Source organism: Oenococcus oeni DSM 20252 = AWRIB129 (assembly GCF_000372485.1).
In the GTDB taxonomy this organism is placed as follows: Bacteria; Bacillota; Bacilli; order Lactobacillales; family Lactobacillaceae; genus Oenococcus; species Oenococcus oeni.
Window position 1 is genome coordinate 107,413 of sequence record NZ_AQVA01000005.1, and the last position, 15,228, is coordinate 122,640.

Below are 15,228 nucleotides of genomic sequence, written 5' to 3' on the forward strand. Positions count from 1 at the left end.
ATGTAACTATTTTGTAGTCGACTTCTCATATATCTTTGCCTGTGCCTGTTTTTGTTTGGAAAAGAATTCTGATAAACGATTCACGGCAATTTTAATTTGATCAAGCGAAGCAGCATAGGAAAGTCGAAGATAACCGGCTTGGCCAAAAGCAACTCCCGGTGTCAAACCGACTTTCGCTTCTTCAGCGATTTGTCTTGCCAGTTTAAAACCATCCTGTTCAAGATAATCGGGAATCTTAAAAAAGAAATAAAAGGCGCCGTCCGGATAGGCAAAAGAAATGTCTAGTTTTGTGAAAGCATCGATTAAATAATCCCGACGTTTCTTATATTCAACTCGCATGGTAGCGGCATCATTTTCACCGGCAGAAAAAGCTTCTGTTGCTGCAGCCATAACAACATCAGGGAGTGCAGTTGTTATCAACTGGTGAATAACAGCAATTTGAGAAATTATCGCTTGCGGTCCGGCAATAATTCCAAGACGATAACCGGTCATTGCATGCGATTTGGAAACACCATTAAAGAGAATCGTTTGCCCCGGCAAAGCTGCTGCAAAAGAACTGTGAGGACGATCATAAGTCAATTCAGAATATATCTCGTCGGAAATAACAAAAATATCATGATTCTTTAAAACGTTGACAAGTGCCTGAATCTGTTTTTCGTTATAAGCAACTCCGGTCGGATTGCCTGGAGTCGTCAAAACAATTGCTTTAGCTTGGGGATGCGCCAACAATACCTGTTTTAATTTTTCGGCTGTTAAAATAAAACCACTCTCTTCGGTTGAAACCGGAACTATTTTTCCGCCAAAAGCCGAGGCTGCTGCTGCATAGACCGGAAAAGTCGGCTCAGGAACAATTAATTCGTCACCCGGATTAAGAATTGTTTTCATCGTATCGCAAATTCCCTCGGTAACTCCAAGTGTGTTCACAATTTCCGTTGCCGGATCATAATTCAAGTGATAATGATTCTTTAAAAAATCAGCAACACTTTGCAACAGTTCAGGTGTTCCACTTGACGGACCATAGTGTGAGTCGTTTGCTTGAATATCGGCAATGGCCGCTTTTTTAATATGTTCGGGCGTATTAAAATCCGGTTCGCCAACTGTGAGCAGGACGATATTGTCGATTTTTTTGAATTCTTTATTCAAAGAAAGGATTTGACTCGGTTTTGCTCCCTGAACAAATGAATTGGTTTTCTTGTCTAAATTCTTTTTAACTTCTGGCATCTTCTTTCCTCTTCTCCTTAGATTTTCCAAACAAAAAAGCACTCTTGCTTTTATCCCAAGAGTGCCTTTAAAACTATCTAGCGGTCTCGGGATAAACCCGCGACCAAAACTGGTTACGCGGGTATACGCGTAAACCAGTAATAGTTTTTATTGCTTTGTGTCTGTATTCCTGTCATCGAAATTAAGGCTAAGATTAACGGAAAAACAATCGTTTGTCAATATATTTTCAGATCTTTTTCAAAAAAGTTTTTAGTTTCACAATCTTCGAATAATAATTTCCTTATTTTTTCTCTTCAAAAAGGTATTTGTCACGAAGAGCGTCAATATCTTTATCTTCTAAGTGTATATAGTCATGCAAATAAGTAATTGGATCGCCGGATAAGGATTTAACGGTATCGATTGCTCTTTGCAAATAGTCGATATTAACTGTCCATAGCGAACGAATATTGGCAATCTCTTCGGCACTAGCACCTTTCTTTTTCATATAGTCCACTTTGCCGTCGACAATTTTAGTCGACAAACGATCAGTAATTAAATAATCATGTTTAATTTGGTTTTCGCTGATTCCAAGCGCCTCCATGAAAAGCATTGAAGCAACTCCTGTTCGATCCTTGCCAGCCGTGCAGTGAAAAGCCAGTGTCTGTTTTTTTCTCAACAATAAATCGAAAAACTTGCGATAGGCAACATTGGAAAATTCATCCGCGACTAAATGCTCATAATTATTAATCATTTTCAAATAACCGGAATTTTTTTCTTTATACTCCCTGCTTAATTGAGCATAATCAGCGGTCGAATCGGTTCTATCCAGATCCATTGCCGGAATATTCAGATCGACAACATTTTTTGGAACCCGATCAGGTTCCTTTTCAACTTCGATAGGTGTCCGAAAATCGACAATTGTATCAACATTTCGTTCTTGCAAATAAAGCAGGTCTGCTTGTGAAAGATAAGCCATGTTGGCCGTTCGAAAAAGTTTTCCCCATTTTATTTTTCGTCCATCGGCCGAAGTATAGCCGCCGATATCTCTGAAATTATAACCACCGATAACTGGTAAAACGCGTCTTTTATCCATAAATTAATCTTAACTAATTTCACTAAAGAAAAACCAGGTTAAAAACCTGGTTATCAAATCATTTTAAATATGGATCGGCAAACCATCAGCTAATTCCGATGCATCCATGATCGCTTCGCCGAGTGTCGGATGAGGATGAATCGTCAAACTAATATCTTCGGTTGTTAAACCATTTTCGATTGCCAAAGATAATTCGGAAATCAAATCAGAGGCCCCAGGACCGACGATCTGCGATCCGATCAGAGCTTTGGTCTGATTGTCGGAAATCAAGCGAATGAAGCCTTTCCCCTCGTTGATTGATAAAGCTCGGCCATTGGCTGCAAAAGGAAACTTATAAGCTTTTGCATCGAGTTTCTTTTCTTTAACGCTCTCCGGAGTTTCGCCAGTTGTTGCCAATTCGTAATTTGTATAAGCAACGGCCGGCAACGAGTAATGAAGGTCATGGGCATTTTGATCGCCGGAAATCGCTGCTGCAGCAATTTTACCTTGAAAACTGGCTTTGTGAGCCAAAGCCGGCCCAACAGTAATATCGCCAATTGCGTAAATATGGGAAACGTTCGTTTTCATTGTGTCGTCAATTTCAACCAATCCACGATCGGTCAATTTAACATTTGTATTGTTCAAACCGATATTATCGGTATTCGGCCTACGGCCTACGGAAACCAAAAGATAATCGCCGTCTACCGTTTGCTCTTTGCCATCAGCTTCGAATGTAACCGTAACGTCTTTTTCAGTTTGAGACGCGGACTTTGCCTTGGCACTGGTGAAAATTTCGCCTCCCTGGGCCTTGAAATCATCCAAGACCGGTTGAATCATTTCTTTATCAAAACCCGACAGAACATGATCGAGTCCTTCGATAACAGTGACCTTACTGCCAAGATTTTGGTAAACACTGCCAAGCTCAAAGCCGATCACACCGCCGCCGATCACGATCAGGTGTTTAGGAATTTCCGGTAGAGACAAAGCAGCAGTCGAATCAACAATTCGTTTGCCAAAAGCAAAACTGGGAATTTCAATCGGTCGCGATCCAGTTGCTAGAATACAATTATTAAACTGAAAAAGCTCATGATCATCGCCCTTTACGACATTAATTTGTTTATTATCGACAAAAGAAGCAACTCCATGAATAATATCGACACGATGCTTCTTTAAGAGCATTTCAACACCGCCGGTTAATTGGTTGACAACTTTCTTCTGTTTCCATTCCTGAGTAGTTTTCCAATCAAGTTCGGTTCCGCTGCTTTTTAAACCAAAAGGTTGTTCAGAGACGGCATCATGATAATGATGGCCGACATTAATCAAAGCTTTAGAGGGAATACATCCAACATTCAAACAGACACCGCCGATAAAAGTACTTTCGATAATCGTAACCTTTTGACCCAGCTCTGCCGCTCTGATAGCGGCGACATAGCCACCGGGGCCTGATCCGATTACTACAGTATCAATATCAGTCGCTTGAGCTCCAACAACACCACCAGTTGCCATAATTACACCTCCATCAGCATGTAAGCCGGATCAGCTAACAGGCTCTTCAAATAGTTCATTGAAGTTTGACCAAGCATGCCGTCGATCAAACGATGGTCATAACTCAAACTGAGTTTCATCATTTGACCGGCAACGATTGTACCGTCGTCTGAAATAATCGGTTCTTTAACAATCGATCCTAAACCAAGAATCGCAACTTCTTTAGCATTGATAATCGGTGTAAACCAAGTTCCACGTGCAGAACCGATGTTGGAAATCGTGATTGTTCCGCCACGCATTTGATCGGGCTTAATAGAACCATCACGAACAGCAGCTGCCAAATCCTCAATTTCTTGAGCAATTGCCATAATCGGTTTTTGATCAGCATGGGCAATCACCGGTACATACAATCCGCTTGGTGCATTCACGGCAATTCCCAAATTAATATCATCATGGTATACAATTTCTTGTTTGTCCATATCAAGCGATGCATTGATTTCCGGAAACTTCTTAGCCGTAGCTGCCAAAGCTTTGGCCGCATATGCCAAATAAGTCAAATGAATATTTTGATCAGCGGCTATCGGCTTGAATTGCTTGCGATGGGCAACCAGTTTTGAAACTTCAGTCTGATCAAAATTAGTAACTGTAGGAATAGTAGAATTTTGCAGCGACATGGCTTTGGCAATCGCCTTACGAACCGGTGTCATCGAAACCCGGCCTTCTTTAAGTGGGTCGGGAGCTGCGGCTTTTTTAGTCGGGGCAGATTCCGAAGCCGTTTGTTTTGTCGTTGTTTCTGCCTCGCTTGGCTGATTTTCTGGTTCCTTCTCAGGGGCAGCAGAAGAAGTAGAAAAGTTCTCAACATCGGACATCGTAATATGGCCGTGATGCCCACTGGCCGTAACCTGGGATAAATCGATTCCATGTTCGTGAGCATAGTGGCGAACCGACGGCATTGCCAAAATATTGCCGTTGGAAGCTGTTGCCGCTCCGCTGCTATTTGAAGAATCAGAAGTTGGAGCTGCTGGAGATGCTTGGCTGGAAACCGCTGTCTTTTTTTCGCTTTCCGCGGGTTCTTCTATTTCCTTGGCCTCTGTTTTTCCCCTTTGGCCATCGTCAGCGGCCGAACCACTACCGTCGCCATCAAACTCAATCAGAGGTTCGCCAACTTTCACTGTTGTTCCCGGTTCAACAAATAACTTCGTGACTTTTCCAGAATAGGGTGAAAGGATCTCCTGCAGAAGCTTGTCGTTTTGAACTTCAGCAACCGAATCGTCGGTTTTGACCTGATCGCCGACTTTAACCAGCCAATCGGAAATTTCTCCCTCAGCCATTCCTTCGCCAATATCAGGCATTTTAAAGATTTCAGTCATAATTTACAATCTCCTTAACTTTGTCGATGATATCGTCAGCATTAACCATCCAATCGTTTTCTGCCTGGGCAAAAGGATAAATGGAATCAGGAGCGGCAACCCGACCAACCGGTGCTTTCAAACTTAAAATGAATCTTTCGGAAATTTCCGCCATCACACTGGCTCCAATTCCGGCCATTCGTTGTGCTTCTTGGGCAACAACCACGCGTCCGGTTTTCTTGACCGATTCGCCGATCGTCTCAATATCAAGGGGTGAAACAGTTCGCAAATCAATAATCTCGGCATCAATCCCTTGTTTGGACAACTCTTCGGCGGCATTCAAAGCAACCGGTGTCATTCCACCATAAGTAATAATGGAAATATCCTTTCCTTTCCGAACGACAGCTGCTTTATCCAATGGGGTCGTGTAATATCCTTCGGCAACTTCGCCTTTGATCGAACGATACAGGTGCAGGTTTTCAAGGAAAATAACTGGATCATTTGATTCGATCGCACTTAAAAGCAAACCTTTGGCATCTGATGGATTAGAAGGCATTACAACTCTCAATCCTGGAGTCTGGGCAACCAGGCCCTCTAAATTATCGGAATGCATTTCCGGTGTCTTTGTTCCGCCACCATAAGGTGCACGAACAACAATCGGCATTTGGCGGGTTCCGTTAAAGCGGAAACGATTGCGGGCCATTTGGCCGGCCAAAGAATCAAGTACTTCGTATATAAAGCCATAAAATTGAATTTCCATGATTGGACGATAGCCCTGAGTGGTCAAACCAATCGCCAGACCACCGATCCCGGATTCAGCCAATGGAGTGTTAAAAACACGGTCCTCGCCGTACTTGTCTTGCAAGCCGTCGGTAGCTCGGAAAACACCACCGTTTTTGCCGACATCTTCGCCAAGAATCAAAACATTTTTATCATGTTCCAAGGCGAGATCCTGAGCTTCTTTAACGGCATCAATGTAACTTTTAACAGCCATTTTTACTTGCCCTCACTTTCGAATTTTTCAATTTGCTCTTTCATTGCATAACCAGGAACTTCCAAAGTATTCTTCAAGTAGTCACTGATTTTTTGCTTGTCGATGTTATCGGCTTTTTTAATATCTTCATCGATTCGGGCATCAATCTGGGCAATATAATCATTCTCTTTGTCTTCATCCCAAAGTCCTTTGTCCGTAATATATTTGCGCATGCGAATCAAAGGATCCTTTTTCCACCAATCAGCAATATCCTCTTTGGTACGGTAACGAAGGGGGTCGTCTCCGGCAGTAGAATGAGCTTCGAAACGGTCTGTCAGAGTCTCAATCAAAACCGGCCCTTTGCCAGAAACTGCCCAAGCCCGTGCTTCTTTGGCTGCAAGATAAACAGCAATTGCGTCCTGTCCGTCGACTACCAGACTTGGAACGCCGACTGCCCAGCCTTTGGCCGCCAAATGTGGAGCAGCAGTTTGAAGTTTGCGTGGAGTCGAAATAGCAAAACCGTTATTTTGAACAAAGAAGACTTCATTTGCATGATAAGCCGCCGCAAAATTCATTCCTTCGTAAAAGTCGCCTTGCGAAGTGCCACCATCGCCGGTATAAGCATAAGAAACAGCTTTTTTGTTTCGCTTCTTTAATCCCAAAGCGACACCGGCTGCCTCCACATACTGCGCGCCAATAATAATTTGTGGAAACCAAGAATTAACTTCTTTACCATCATCGGTCGTATATTCATTCCCAACGACGTGACCGCGGCTCCATAGAATCGCCTTCCAGATCGGCCATCCTTTAGCAACTATTTCGGGAATATCACGGTATCCCGGAAAGAGCCAGTCTTCATCGTGAAAAGCATAGGCCGAAGCCATTTGCGACGCTTCCTGTCCAGCGGTCGGAGCAAAGAAACCAAACCTGCCCTGCCTTGCTAATTTAGTTGAACGAATATCCAGTTGCCGGTTAAGCAGCATATTATGAAAAATGTTAATCAGATCATCATCGCTTAAATCAGCACGTTCCAAAGCTTTTTCGTCAACGATTTTACCATCGTTGTCCAAAACCTTTAACGTTGGAAAAGCATCATCTTGAGCTTTTAGCTGGTAATCAAAATCCAAAATCTGATCATTTGTTTTTGAGATATTTGACATCTTGTTCCTCCTATAATTTTTGTTCAGTTTTAGCATTGAACATATCTGCCAATTCACGATTATCAATTGCGCCAAAATATTGGCCATCGACATTTTTTTGTAAGATATCGTAAATTACATTTGCATTGAACGGCTGATTAATAAATCGATCTTTGATCTCCCGCCAATCGCGCACACCCAGGAAATCGCCGGTAAAAACAATGTCTTTGATCAAACCTTTATCAACATTTGCGTGTACATCGATCGCGCCGGCATCAAATTTTCGATGATTATTGAAATCAAACTCCGGGCTTCGGCCATAATTCCAATCCCAGCTAGCAAACTGCTTATTTCGTAAATCAATAATTGACTGTTTTTGCGCGCTGCTGAGAACGTATTCTCGATCCTTGCCTTCGTCGGATAAATAGTACTGCAGGGCTTCCCAGAATTTCTCTAGACTTAATCCGGCCGGAGCATAATCCTTGATATTACCGACTCGTGAACGAACCGAAGTCGCTGCCTTGGAAATAAATTTTTCGTCGGCAACATTTAATGAACGAACCATTGTTTCGACATTTGAATTCCAAAGCAAAGTTCCATGATGCATTAAATAACCGCCGGCATAACGTTGGGCGTTACCGCTGACTTTTTTACCGTCGACAGTCAAATCGTTTCGGCCGGTAATCTGTGCATCGATACCGACTTCACGCAATGCGTCGTACATTCGTTTGACGAACTTATGAAAATCGACTTCCGCACTGCTCGCTACCGGAACAAAAAAGGTAAAACAAATATTTCCCAAGTCATGGTAAACAGCTCCGCCACCGGAAACCCGACGAACCACCTGGATATCATGCTCGTCAATATAATCTTGATTTACCTCGGCAAAGGTATTTTGATTTCGTCCTACAATGACAGCATTTTTGTTCTGCCATAAAGAAAAGACCGCTTCTTGGGGCTTTAAATTATATAAAAGCCAAGTATCCATCGCGATATTCGTGTAGGCGTCGTTCCCAAAGTATTTGATAAATTGCATTTCTAACCTCTAATTTGTGAAATGTTGCCCACAATTTCTGTAAGCGCTTTTAATTAACGACTCTATTTTAACACTGAAAAAAAGTCTGCAAATTGAACATTGGTTCAAAAAGGCTGTTTAAAGGGCTTTTCTTTTTAGTAAAAGTTTTGATATTATTACAAATTTAATTTTTCTATAAAAATATCTGATTATAAATTAATTCACAATCTCCTTGAAAATGATAGTTATTTTATACTGGCTGTATGGCTAATTTTCAAACAAATGATAAAGTTAGGATCAAATACCATATTCAAGGAAAAGAAGATGGGCAGGCTTTGATATTTATCGAGGGCTACTCGGGAAATGAAGCAACTTGGGCGGCACAAATCAATGATTTTGTGAAAGCCGGTTTTAAAGTAATTACTTACGATCGAAGAAACCACGGAAAAAGCCAAAGTGTTCCCTATGGAATGCAGATAGCTCGTCACGGTTTTGATCTAGCAGAATTAATCAATCATCTCAAGCTGAAAAAACCCGTTCTGATCGGCCATTCAATGGGGGCATCGACAATTTTTGCCTACCTATCTTTCTTCGGTTGCCAAAACGTTAAAGCAGTTGTTACCGAAGATCAATCTCCCAAAGCAATTAGTGAAAACGACTGGGTTTTCGGCTTGTTTAACAGCAGTTGGGAAAATTTTTATAAAAATGCAGCTTTAATCGAAACGACCAAATTGACCAGATTACCAATCAGTAGCGAAATAAAAAGAATCTTGGGAGAGGCCTATAGGAGCTATCAACCTTTCGATTTTCATTTCAATCAACCTTTGTTGCTTGACTCTCTGGTCCAGGATTGGCGCGAAGAAATCAAAAATGAAACTGTTCCCCATTTATTTTTGGCCGGCTCGGCTTCCCCTTTATGGTCGTCGGAGCATTCAAAGGCTGCTGCAAGTTTGAGCCCTTTTGCAAGGGCCTATACTTTCAAAGGCTGCGGTCATATTCCACATCTGGAGTCAGCCGATGAATTCAATCGACTCGTAATTAAATTTATTCAAAAAAACAGTTACTGATTTGCAGGAGTTCTTACTCCTGCTTTTTAATTTTCAAAAACAGTTTTCAACTTGCATTTTTTGCCTAAAAAGACCTTGTAAATTTATTCACATTGAACTATCTTTGAGGCGTGTTAAGCAAACAACACAAATGGAGATGTTAAATTATGAAAATTAAAGCTGCTGTTATTCCCAAAGTTGGTGATAAATTTGAAATCAAAGACGATGTCGAATTGGCTGATATGGACGATGACGAACTCCAGGTAAAGGTTGTTGCAAGTGGAATTTGTCATTCCGATGAAGCATTAAGAAAAGGAGATGCCGGATGGACTTTTCCGACAATTCTTGGGCATGAAGGTGCCGGAATTGTCGAAAAAGTCGGTCCTCGGGTTTCACAATTTAAACCAGGTGATCACGTCGTTATGTCATTTTATTCAGACGGCACCTGCGTCAATTGTTTAAAGGGCATACCGACTCAGTGCCTGGACTATGCCAAATATAATTTGAGTGGAACCAAACCCGATGGAAGTGATCATTTTAAAGAGAACGGCCACCACGTAAGTGATATGTTTGATCAATCATCATTCACGACTCATACAACTGTTCACGAAAGAAATGCAATCAAAGTCGATAAGAGTCTCGACCTGCGTAAACTTGGACCGCTCGGCTGTGGTTACGTAACCGGTTCGGGAACTGTTTTGAATACTTTAAAACCGGAACCTGGTTCAACAATGGCTGTTTTTGGAACCGGAGCGGTCGGATTGGCTGCAATGATGGCCGGAATCATTGTTGGCTGTACGAAAGTAATTGCAGTCGATATTGTTCCGTCCCGCTTGGATTTGGCCAAAGAAGTCGGGGCAACCGATGTTGTCAACAGCAAAAACGAGAACGTGGTCGATGCCATTAAAAAAATAACCAATGGCCGCGGTGTCGATTACGCGGTTGACACAACCAGCGTCCAGTCTGTTATGACCGACTCGATTAAAGCCTTGGGTGCCGGTGGAACGAGCGCCTTGATTGCCGTAACACCAAAATTAATCAATATCAGTTCATGGAATGATCTTTGTGTCATGGACAAGAAAGTTATTGGCGTCAACATGGGTGATTCAATTCCTCAAGTCGACATTCCAAGATTAATCGAATACTACAAAATGGGTAAATTCCCGTTTGATAAAACAGAGAAGTTCTACCCATTCGAACAGATAAACGAAGCAGATGCTGATTCTGTTAACGGTAAAACAATCAAGCCGGTCTTGGTCATCGATAAAGATTATCAGCCCGGCGACTGATCCAACTTACAGATAAATAAAATTGAAATCTTTTGTTAAATAAAAGGAAGCAATTATTATGGCTCTAAAACAATATCAAATGTATATAAATGGTGAATGGGTTGATTCTGATAATGGAGAAAAAATAACCGTTTATAACCCATCAAACGAAGAAGCAATTTCGCAGGTGCCTTCAGCTTCATTAAAACAAGTTAAAGAGGCGATTGACGATGCCTATGCAGCACAAAAAGACTGGAAACGAGTCCCCGCTGCAACACGAGGTTCTTACCTAGTTAGAATTGCTGCTCTAATTCGCAAAAACGCTGACTACTTGGCCCGCACTTTGAGTGAAGAAGAAGGGAAAATTCTCTCGTTGGCGATGACAGAAGTTACTTTCTCAGCCGATTATATCGATTACATGGCTGCTCAGGGAAGAACTTACGAAGGAGAAGTAATTCAATCCGATAACGCCAACGAAAACATTGCCCTATTAAAACAGCCCATCGGAGTTGCAGCTGGAATTCTGCCGTGGAACTTCCCCTTCTTTCTAATTGCCAGAAAATTTGCCCCAGCGCTTGTAACCGGAAATACGATTGTAATTAAACCAAGTTCCGATACCCCAAACATCGCCTTGGAATTTGCTAAGTTAGCCAACCAGGTCGGATTGCCAAAAGGTGTTTTGAATTTCGTTACCGGCCCAGGCTCGGTTGTCGGCAGCGAATTGTCCAAAAACGAAAAAATTGGTATTATTTCCTTAACCGGGTCGGTTGATTCCGGAAAAAGGGTTATGGCCGATGCTTCTAATCACGTGGCTAAGGTTAGTTTGGAGTTAGGTGGAAAAGCTCCAGCGATTGTTTGCAAAGATGCCGATATCGATTTGGCCGTCGACTCGATTATTAATTCGAGAATTGATAATAACGGAGAACTTTGTAACAACTGTGAACGTGTTTATGTGCAAGAAGATATCGCCGAGGAATTCACGAAGAAATTAGTTGCCAAAATGGCCGCGACAACAATCGGTGATCCGATTGAGCATGAAAATATCGGCATGGGACCATTGATCAACAAAGCTGCCGTCGAAAAAGTCGATGCAATGGTTCAAAGGGCCGTTAAAGCCGGCGCAAAAGTCGAATGTGGCGGCAAGCGTCCTGAAGGGAAAGGCTACTTCTATCCAGCTACAGTCGTTACAAACGTCAAGCAGTCCGACGAACTTGTCCAAGAAGAAATATTTGGCCCGGTACTGCCGATTCTAACCTTTAAAAAATTGGATCAAGCCATCGATATGGCAAACGACAGTAAACTAGGTTTGACCAGTTCGATCTTTACCGAAAATATGGATGCTGCTGCAACCGCTGCTAACGAATTGGAGGATGGTGAAACTTACATCAACCGCTTCAATTTTGAAGCGATGCAGGGCTTCCACGCCGGCTGGAAAGAATCCGGACTCGGTGGTGCCGACGGTAAACACGGTCTAGAAGAATATGTCAATACTCATGTAGTTTACTTACAACGCCATCCGGAAAAAGCCGACTAATAGCATAGTAAATTAATTGATAATTTAAAAACCTCCGTGATCTAACAATATAATTGTTTTAATTACGAAGGTTTTTATTTGTTTTTTTAATTATTTAAAAATGTCTTCTAAAATATCGACTGCATTGCTGAAATAGCCGCTTGCTGATTGAGCAAAATTAATTATCGTATAAACATAAAACAAATTAATCATTGAAAAGAAAAAAGCAATAATTGCCAAACTTCTCGGTGCCTTAAACAAACTAGTTAACGCGAAAACGATCGCCACAAAAAGCAACAGAACGCCAAAGAAGAACATGACAATCAAAAGTGAAGCGAGATTTTCAATATTTGCTTTACTTTGAAAGTTTAGAAGAATATCCGGATTCAAAATGAAAAGAATTGGCGATAAAGTAAATAAAAGGCTGAAAAAAGCCAAAACAAGCGAGCTAATCCCATTCTTCGGACTGGAAAACTTTCTTTCTTTTTTTAATTGCCGCAGCTCTTTTCGAGAGAGATTGTCTACAGGCGGAGTTGCTTGTATTGGATCGGTTTCCAGGCTCTCTTCCAATGTAAATTCGCCCTTATTCAAAGCCTTACGAAACTCTCGTGGTTTTGGATCGCGTCCATTAATTCTTTTGAAATCTTCTATCCACTCGGTTTTGCTCATAGACTTTGCCTCCCGCTAAAAACGAAAATATTTATAAGAACTAATCGTCATAGTCCAATTCTTCGTTAGTATTTGCATTCACGAGGAAATTGCCGGAAACGTTGTATACAGCAATCGTATCAACTAAATCACGCGTAATAAACATATCGTTCTCATAAACAAGAGCAACCTTTTCCTCTGCCACAATTTGTTTCAACTGCCTTGAAGAAACAACTTCCATCTTTAATTGCTCAAATTGAACGCCATGTTGCCGCAGGAAAGACTCTAATTGTTCCCGATGCCTTTCACGCAGACCGGAATAAATTATCTTGACCGGATAGCTTGGTAAAGTGACCGGAATCCAAGCACCTGTGATAGCATTAGTCGCAATAATTCCCTCAAATCTCATCGCTGCATCAGCCAAAGCTGCTTTCTTATGCAAAATATTCCATTCATAAAGTTTGGGTTCTTCAAGGGTTTCCAAATGCAAATCAACTCGATCGCCGCCTTTTTCAGTTGCATAGACAGAAAGAGTAGTGACTTTTTTTGCCGTAGCTTCGTCCAGTTTGGAAAAGGCCTGTTCAAAAACAGTCCCTTCATCGGTTGAATCATCAACCAATAAAATGTTGCTATAAGATTTCGGAAACTTAGCCGATTCTTCCTGTAGGCGGTAACCAATTTTTTCGCTTGCCAAATTAGCATTTAATTCATTAAAGCTGACGACCGGTTTATTTAAAAACAAACCGATCAAAGTGGCGGGAATCATGCCCCGCCTTGGCAGGCCAACAATCAAATCGAAATTATACGATTGTAAACGGGCCAAATTTTCTTTAATTAAATCGTTTAAATCATTAATAGTGCGGTAAAAATATTTTGGCATAAATTCCTCCTTCCAAAATATTATAGGTTATAAAGCACTCAACAAAGGAATTCATTAATTAAAACAATCTGTCAAAAGCGATCGAAATTTTTTCAAGAGATGAAAAACTCTCATCCAATTATCAAACAGCGACTGTCAACTGGATATTTTTAATTGTCCAATCTTTGCCCATGACTGCCAAAATTTCCGGTAAATTCGGTCCTTGAACCTCGTGAGTTGTAATTAAACGGATTGGATTCCATAGAGGACGCCCTTTGATTTGCAAATCGTGTTGCAAGTCACGGATAATCTGCAAAATATGATCAGCCTTAAACTCATCTTCAGCCAAAGCTTTAATTTTTTCAGTGAAAGCCGCGGCAACCTTTTGGCCGTCATCGGTTTCCAACCAAGATTGACGATCTTCCTTGGAAATATCGTGTAATTTAAAAAAAGGATATTCAGCTAAGGGAGCTATTTCACTGGTTGCCTTGATCCCGTCAACTCCGGCAATTTCGATAATTTTAGCTAAATGATCAGCATCGTTTTTAGCCTGTTGGTCATTAATTAAACCAGCTTTAACCAATTCATGAATCAATTGAGGCATAACCTTTTCTTTTTCCGAACGCATCCACTGGTTATTGACCCAAGCCAATTTTTTAGCATCAAATTTGGCATTGGCCTTCGTAAACCGATTCTCGTCAAACATCTCTTTGAATTGTTCGCGAGTAAAAATCTCATTTTCTCCAACCGGAGACCAACCAAGCAAGCCGATAAAATTAAACATTGCTTCCGGCAGATAGCCCAACTCCCGATATTGTTCAATAAACTGTAAAGTATCTTCGTCGCGCTTGGAAAGTTTCTTACCCGTTTCGGCTTTAATGATCAATGCCATATGCCCAAAGGCAGGTGCTTTCCATCCGAAGGCCTCGTAAACCATTAACTGTTTGGGCGTATTGCTGACATGATCGTCCCCACGCAAAACGTGAGTTATTTCCATTAAATGATCATCAATTACGACGGCAAAATTATAAGTTGGCATTCCATCGGCCTTTTGAATTACCCAATCGCCGCCAATTTCTTTCGAATTAATCTTAACTTCACCTTTAACCAGATCTTGCCACTGATAATCATGATTTTCTGGTACGCGAAAACGCACCACTGATTTTAGACCAACCGCTTCGTCTTTTGCTTGAGCATCCTTAATTTGTTCCTTCGTCATTCCGGCATATTCATAAACGTAATGAGGAGCCTGATGAGCCTGAGCCTGAGCCTCCCGTTCTTCTTTCAGAGTTGCTTCGGTTTTATATGATTTATAGGCTTTTCCCGAAGCTAGAAGTTCGTCGATATATTTTTGATAAACCCCCTGAGCGGCCCGCTCAGTTTGTCGATAGGGAGCATATTTTGAATTGGCCTTATCCGGTCCTTCGTCCCAGTCGATGCCGAGCCACTGCAAATTATCAAGCTGACTTTTTTCGCCGTCTTTAACATTCCGAGCCAAGTCGGTGTCTTCGATTCGAATTATAAACTGGCCATTATAATGACGGGCAAAAAGCCAGTTGAAGATTGCTGTCCGAGCATTACCAATATGTAAATGCCCCGTCGGACTAGGGGCGTATCTAACACGAATTTTTTCAATCATAACATTAGTATAGTGTAAGTGT

At 41.5% G+C, this 15,228-nt stretch carries 13 protein-coding genes; 3 read left to right on the forward strand and 10 right to left on the reverse strand.

Going from position 1 to position 15,228, the window contains the following annotated elements:
- Window positions 1–6: 6 nt before the first annotated feature.
- From A3G9_RS0104790 to A3G9_RS0104820, 7 genes are all read right to left on the reverse strand, one after another.
- Complete coding sequence (locus A3G9_RS0104790) at window positions 7–1,221, reverse strand: aminotransferase class I/II-fold pyridoxal phosphate-dependent enzyme (protein ID WP_002821577.1); 1,215 nt, start codon at window positions 1,219–1,221, stop codon at window positions 7–9.
- A 280-nt stretch (window positions 1,222–1,501) separates the two neighbouring features.
- A complete protein-coding gene (locus A3G9_RS0104795; protein ID WP_002821578.1) occupies window positions 1,502–2,293 on the reverse strand; it encodes a tyrosine-protein phosphatase in 792 nt (263 codons plus the stop codon).
- Between the two features lie 63 nt (window positions 2,294–2,356).
- Window positions 2,357–3,778, reverse strand: a complete 1,422-nt coding sequence (lpdA, locus tag A3G9_RS0104800; protein WP_002821579.1) for a dihydrolipoyl dehydrogenase — start codon at window positions 3,776–3,778, stop codon at window positions 2,357–2,359.
- A gap of 2 nt (window positions 3,779–3,780) precedes the next feature.
- Window positions 3,781–5,127: a 2-oxo acid dehydrogenase subunit E2 gene (locus A3G9_RS0104805; RefSeq protein WP_002821580.1), complete on the reverse strand. Its 1,347-nt coding sequence runs from the start codon at window positions 5,125–5,127 to the stop codon at window positions 3,781–3,783.
- Entirely contained in the window at window positions 5,120–6,100 is a 981-nt protein-coding gene (locus tag A3G9_RS0104810) for an alpha-ketoacid dehydrogenase subunit beta (RefSeq protein ID WP_002818154.1), read from the reverse strand. The genes A3G9_RS0104805 and A3G9_RS0104810 overlap by 8 nt, the downstream gene beginning before the upstream one ends.
- Window positions 6,101–6,102: 2 nt before the next feature.
- Window positions 6,103–7,239, reverse strand: a complete 1,137-nt coding sequence (locus tag A3G9_RS0104815) for a thiamine pyrophosphate-dependent dehydrogenase E1 component subunit alpha (protein ID WP_002818153.1) — start codon at window positions 7,237–7,239, stop codon at window positions 6,103–6,105.
- Between the two features lie 10 nt (window positions 7,240–7,249).
- Window positions 7,250–8,254 carry a lipoate--protein ligase gene (locus A3G9_RS0104820; RefSeq protein ID WP_002821581.1) on the reverse strand — a complete coding sequence of 335 codons (1,005 nt, stop codon included), beginning with the start codon at window positions 8,252–8,254 and terminating at the stop codon, window positions 7,250–7,252.
- A gap of 242 nt (window positions 8,255–8,496) precedes the next feature.
- Between A3G9_RS0104820 and A3G9_RS0104825 the strand changes: the two genes are divergently transcribed.
- From A3G9_RS0104825 to aldA, 3 genes are all read left to right on the forward strand, one after another.
- The gene (locus A3G9_RS0104825; protein ID WP_002818149.1) at window positions 8,497–9,300 is read left to right on the forward strand and encodes an alpha/beta fold hydrolase; all 804 of its coding nucleotides are present in this window, start codon (window positions 8,497–8,499) and stop codon (window positions 9,298–9,300) included.
- Window positions 9,301–9,446: 146 nt separating this feature from the next.
- On the forward strand, window positions 9,447–10,568 hold the full coding sequence (locus A3G9_RS0104830) for an NAD(P)-dependent alcohol dehydrogenase (RefSeq protein ID WP_002821582.1): 1,122 nt from the start codon (window positions 9,447–9,449) through the stop codon (window positions 10,566–10,568).
- Between the two features lie 58 nt (window positions 10,569–10,626).
- Window positions 10,627–12,081: an aldehyde dehydrogenase gene (aldA, locus tag A3G9_RS0104835; protein ID WP_002818147.1), complete on the forward strand. Its 1,455-nt coding sequence runs from the start codon at window positions 10,627–10,629 to the stop codon at window positions 12,079–12,081.
- Window positions 12,082–12,171: 90 nt separating this feature from the next.
- Here aldA and A3G9_RS0104840 read toward each other — a convergent pair whose 3' ends face one another.
- The 3 genes from A3G9_RS0104840 to gltX form a co-directional block, all read right to left on the reverse strand.
- The gene (locus tag A3G9_RS0104840; RefSeq protein ID WP_002818145.1) at window positions 12,172–12,729 is read right to left on the reverse strand and encodes a hypothetical protein; all 558 of its coding nucleotides are present in this window, start codon (window positions 12,727–12,729) and stop codon (window positions 12,172–12,174) included.
- 40 nt (window positions 12,730–12,769) lie between these two features.
- Window positions 12,770–13,588 carry a phosphoribosyltransferase gene (locus A3G9_RS0104845; RefSeq protein ID WP_002817894.1) on the reverse strand — a complete coding sequence of 273 codons (819 nt, stop codon included), beginning with the start codon at window positions 13,586–13,588 and terminating at the stop codon, window positions 12,770–12,772.
- A 121-nt stretch (window positions 13,589–13,709) separates the two neighbouring features.
- On the reverse strand, window positions 13,710–15,206 hold the full coding sequence (gene gltX, locus A3G9_RS0104850) for a glutamate--tRNA ligase (protein ID WP_002821583.1): 1,497 nt from the start codon (window positions 15,204–15,206) through the stop codon (window positions 13,710–13,712).
- Window positions 15,207–15,228: the final 22 nt, after the last annotated feature.

What these genes read in the sequence shown, in the direction of transcription:
- A3G9_RS0104845 (WP_002817894.1), bottom strand. Translation starts at nt 13,588, where the DNA reads ATGCCAAAATATTTTTACCGCACTATTAATGATTTAAACGATTTAATT.
- A3G9_RS0104810 (WP_002818154.1), bottom strand. Translation starts at nt 6,100, where the DNA reads ATGGCTGTTAAAAGTTACATTGATGCCGTTAAAGAAGCTCAGGATCTC.
- A3G9_RS0104790 (WP_002821577.1), bottom strand. Translation starts at nt 1,221, where the DNA reads ATGCCAGAAGTTAAAAAGAATTTAGACAAGAAAACCAATTCATTTGTT.
- A3G9_RS0104795 (WP_002821578.1), bottom strand. Translation starts at nt 2,293, where the DNA reads ATGGATAAAAGACGCGTTTTACCAGTTATCGGTGGTTATAATTTCAGA.
- A3G9_RS0104805 (WP_002821580.1), bottom strand. Translation starts at nt 5,127, where the DNA reads ATGACTGAAATCTTTAAAATGCCTGATATTGGCGAAGGAATGGCTGAG.
- aldA (WP_002818147.1), top strand. Translation starts at nt 10,627, where the DNA reads ATGGCTCTAAAACAATATCAAATGTATATAAATGGTGAATGGGTTGAT.
- A3G9_RS0104820 (WP_002821581.1), bottom strand. Translation starts at nt 8,254, where the DNA reads ATGCAATTTATCAAATACTTTGGGAACGACGCCTACACGAATATCGCG.
- A3G9_RS0104840 (WP_002818145.1), bottom strand. Translation starts at nt 12,729, where the DNA reads ATGAGCAAAACCGAGTGGATAGAAGATTTCAAAAGAATTAATGGACGC.
- lpdA (WP_002821579.1), bottom strand. Translation starts at nt 3,778, where the DNA reads ATGGCAACTGGTGGTGTTGTTGGAGCTCAAGCGACTGATATTGATACT.
- gltX (WP_002821583.1), bottom strand. Translation starts at nt 15,206, where the DNA reads ATGATTGAAAAAATTCGTGTTAGATACGCCCCTAGTCCGACGGGGCAT.
- A3G9_RS0104830 (WP_002821582.1), top strand. Translation starts at nt 9,447, where the DNA reads ATGAAAATTAAAGCTGCTGTTATTCCCAAAGTTGGTGATAAATTTGAA.
- A3G9_RS0104825 (WP_002818149.1), top strand. Translation starts at nt 8,497, where the DNA reads ATGGCTAATTTTCAAACAAATGATAAAGTTAGGATCAAATACCATATT.
- A3G9_RS0104815 (WP_002818153.1), bottom strand. Translation starts at nt 7,239, where the DNA reads ATGTCAAATATCTCAAAAACAAATGATCAGATTTTGGATTTTGATTAC.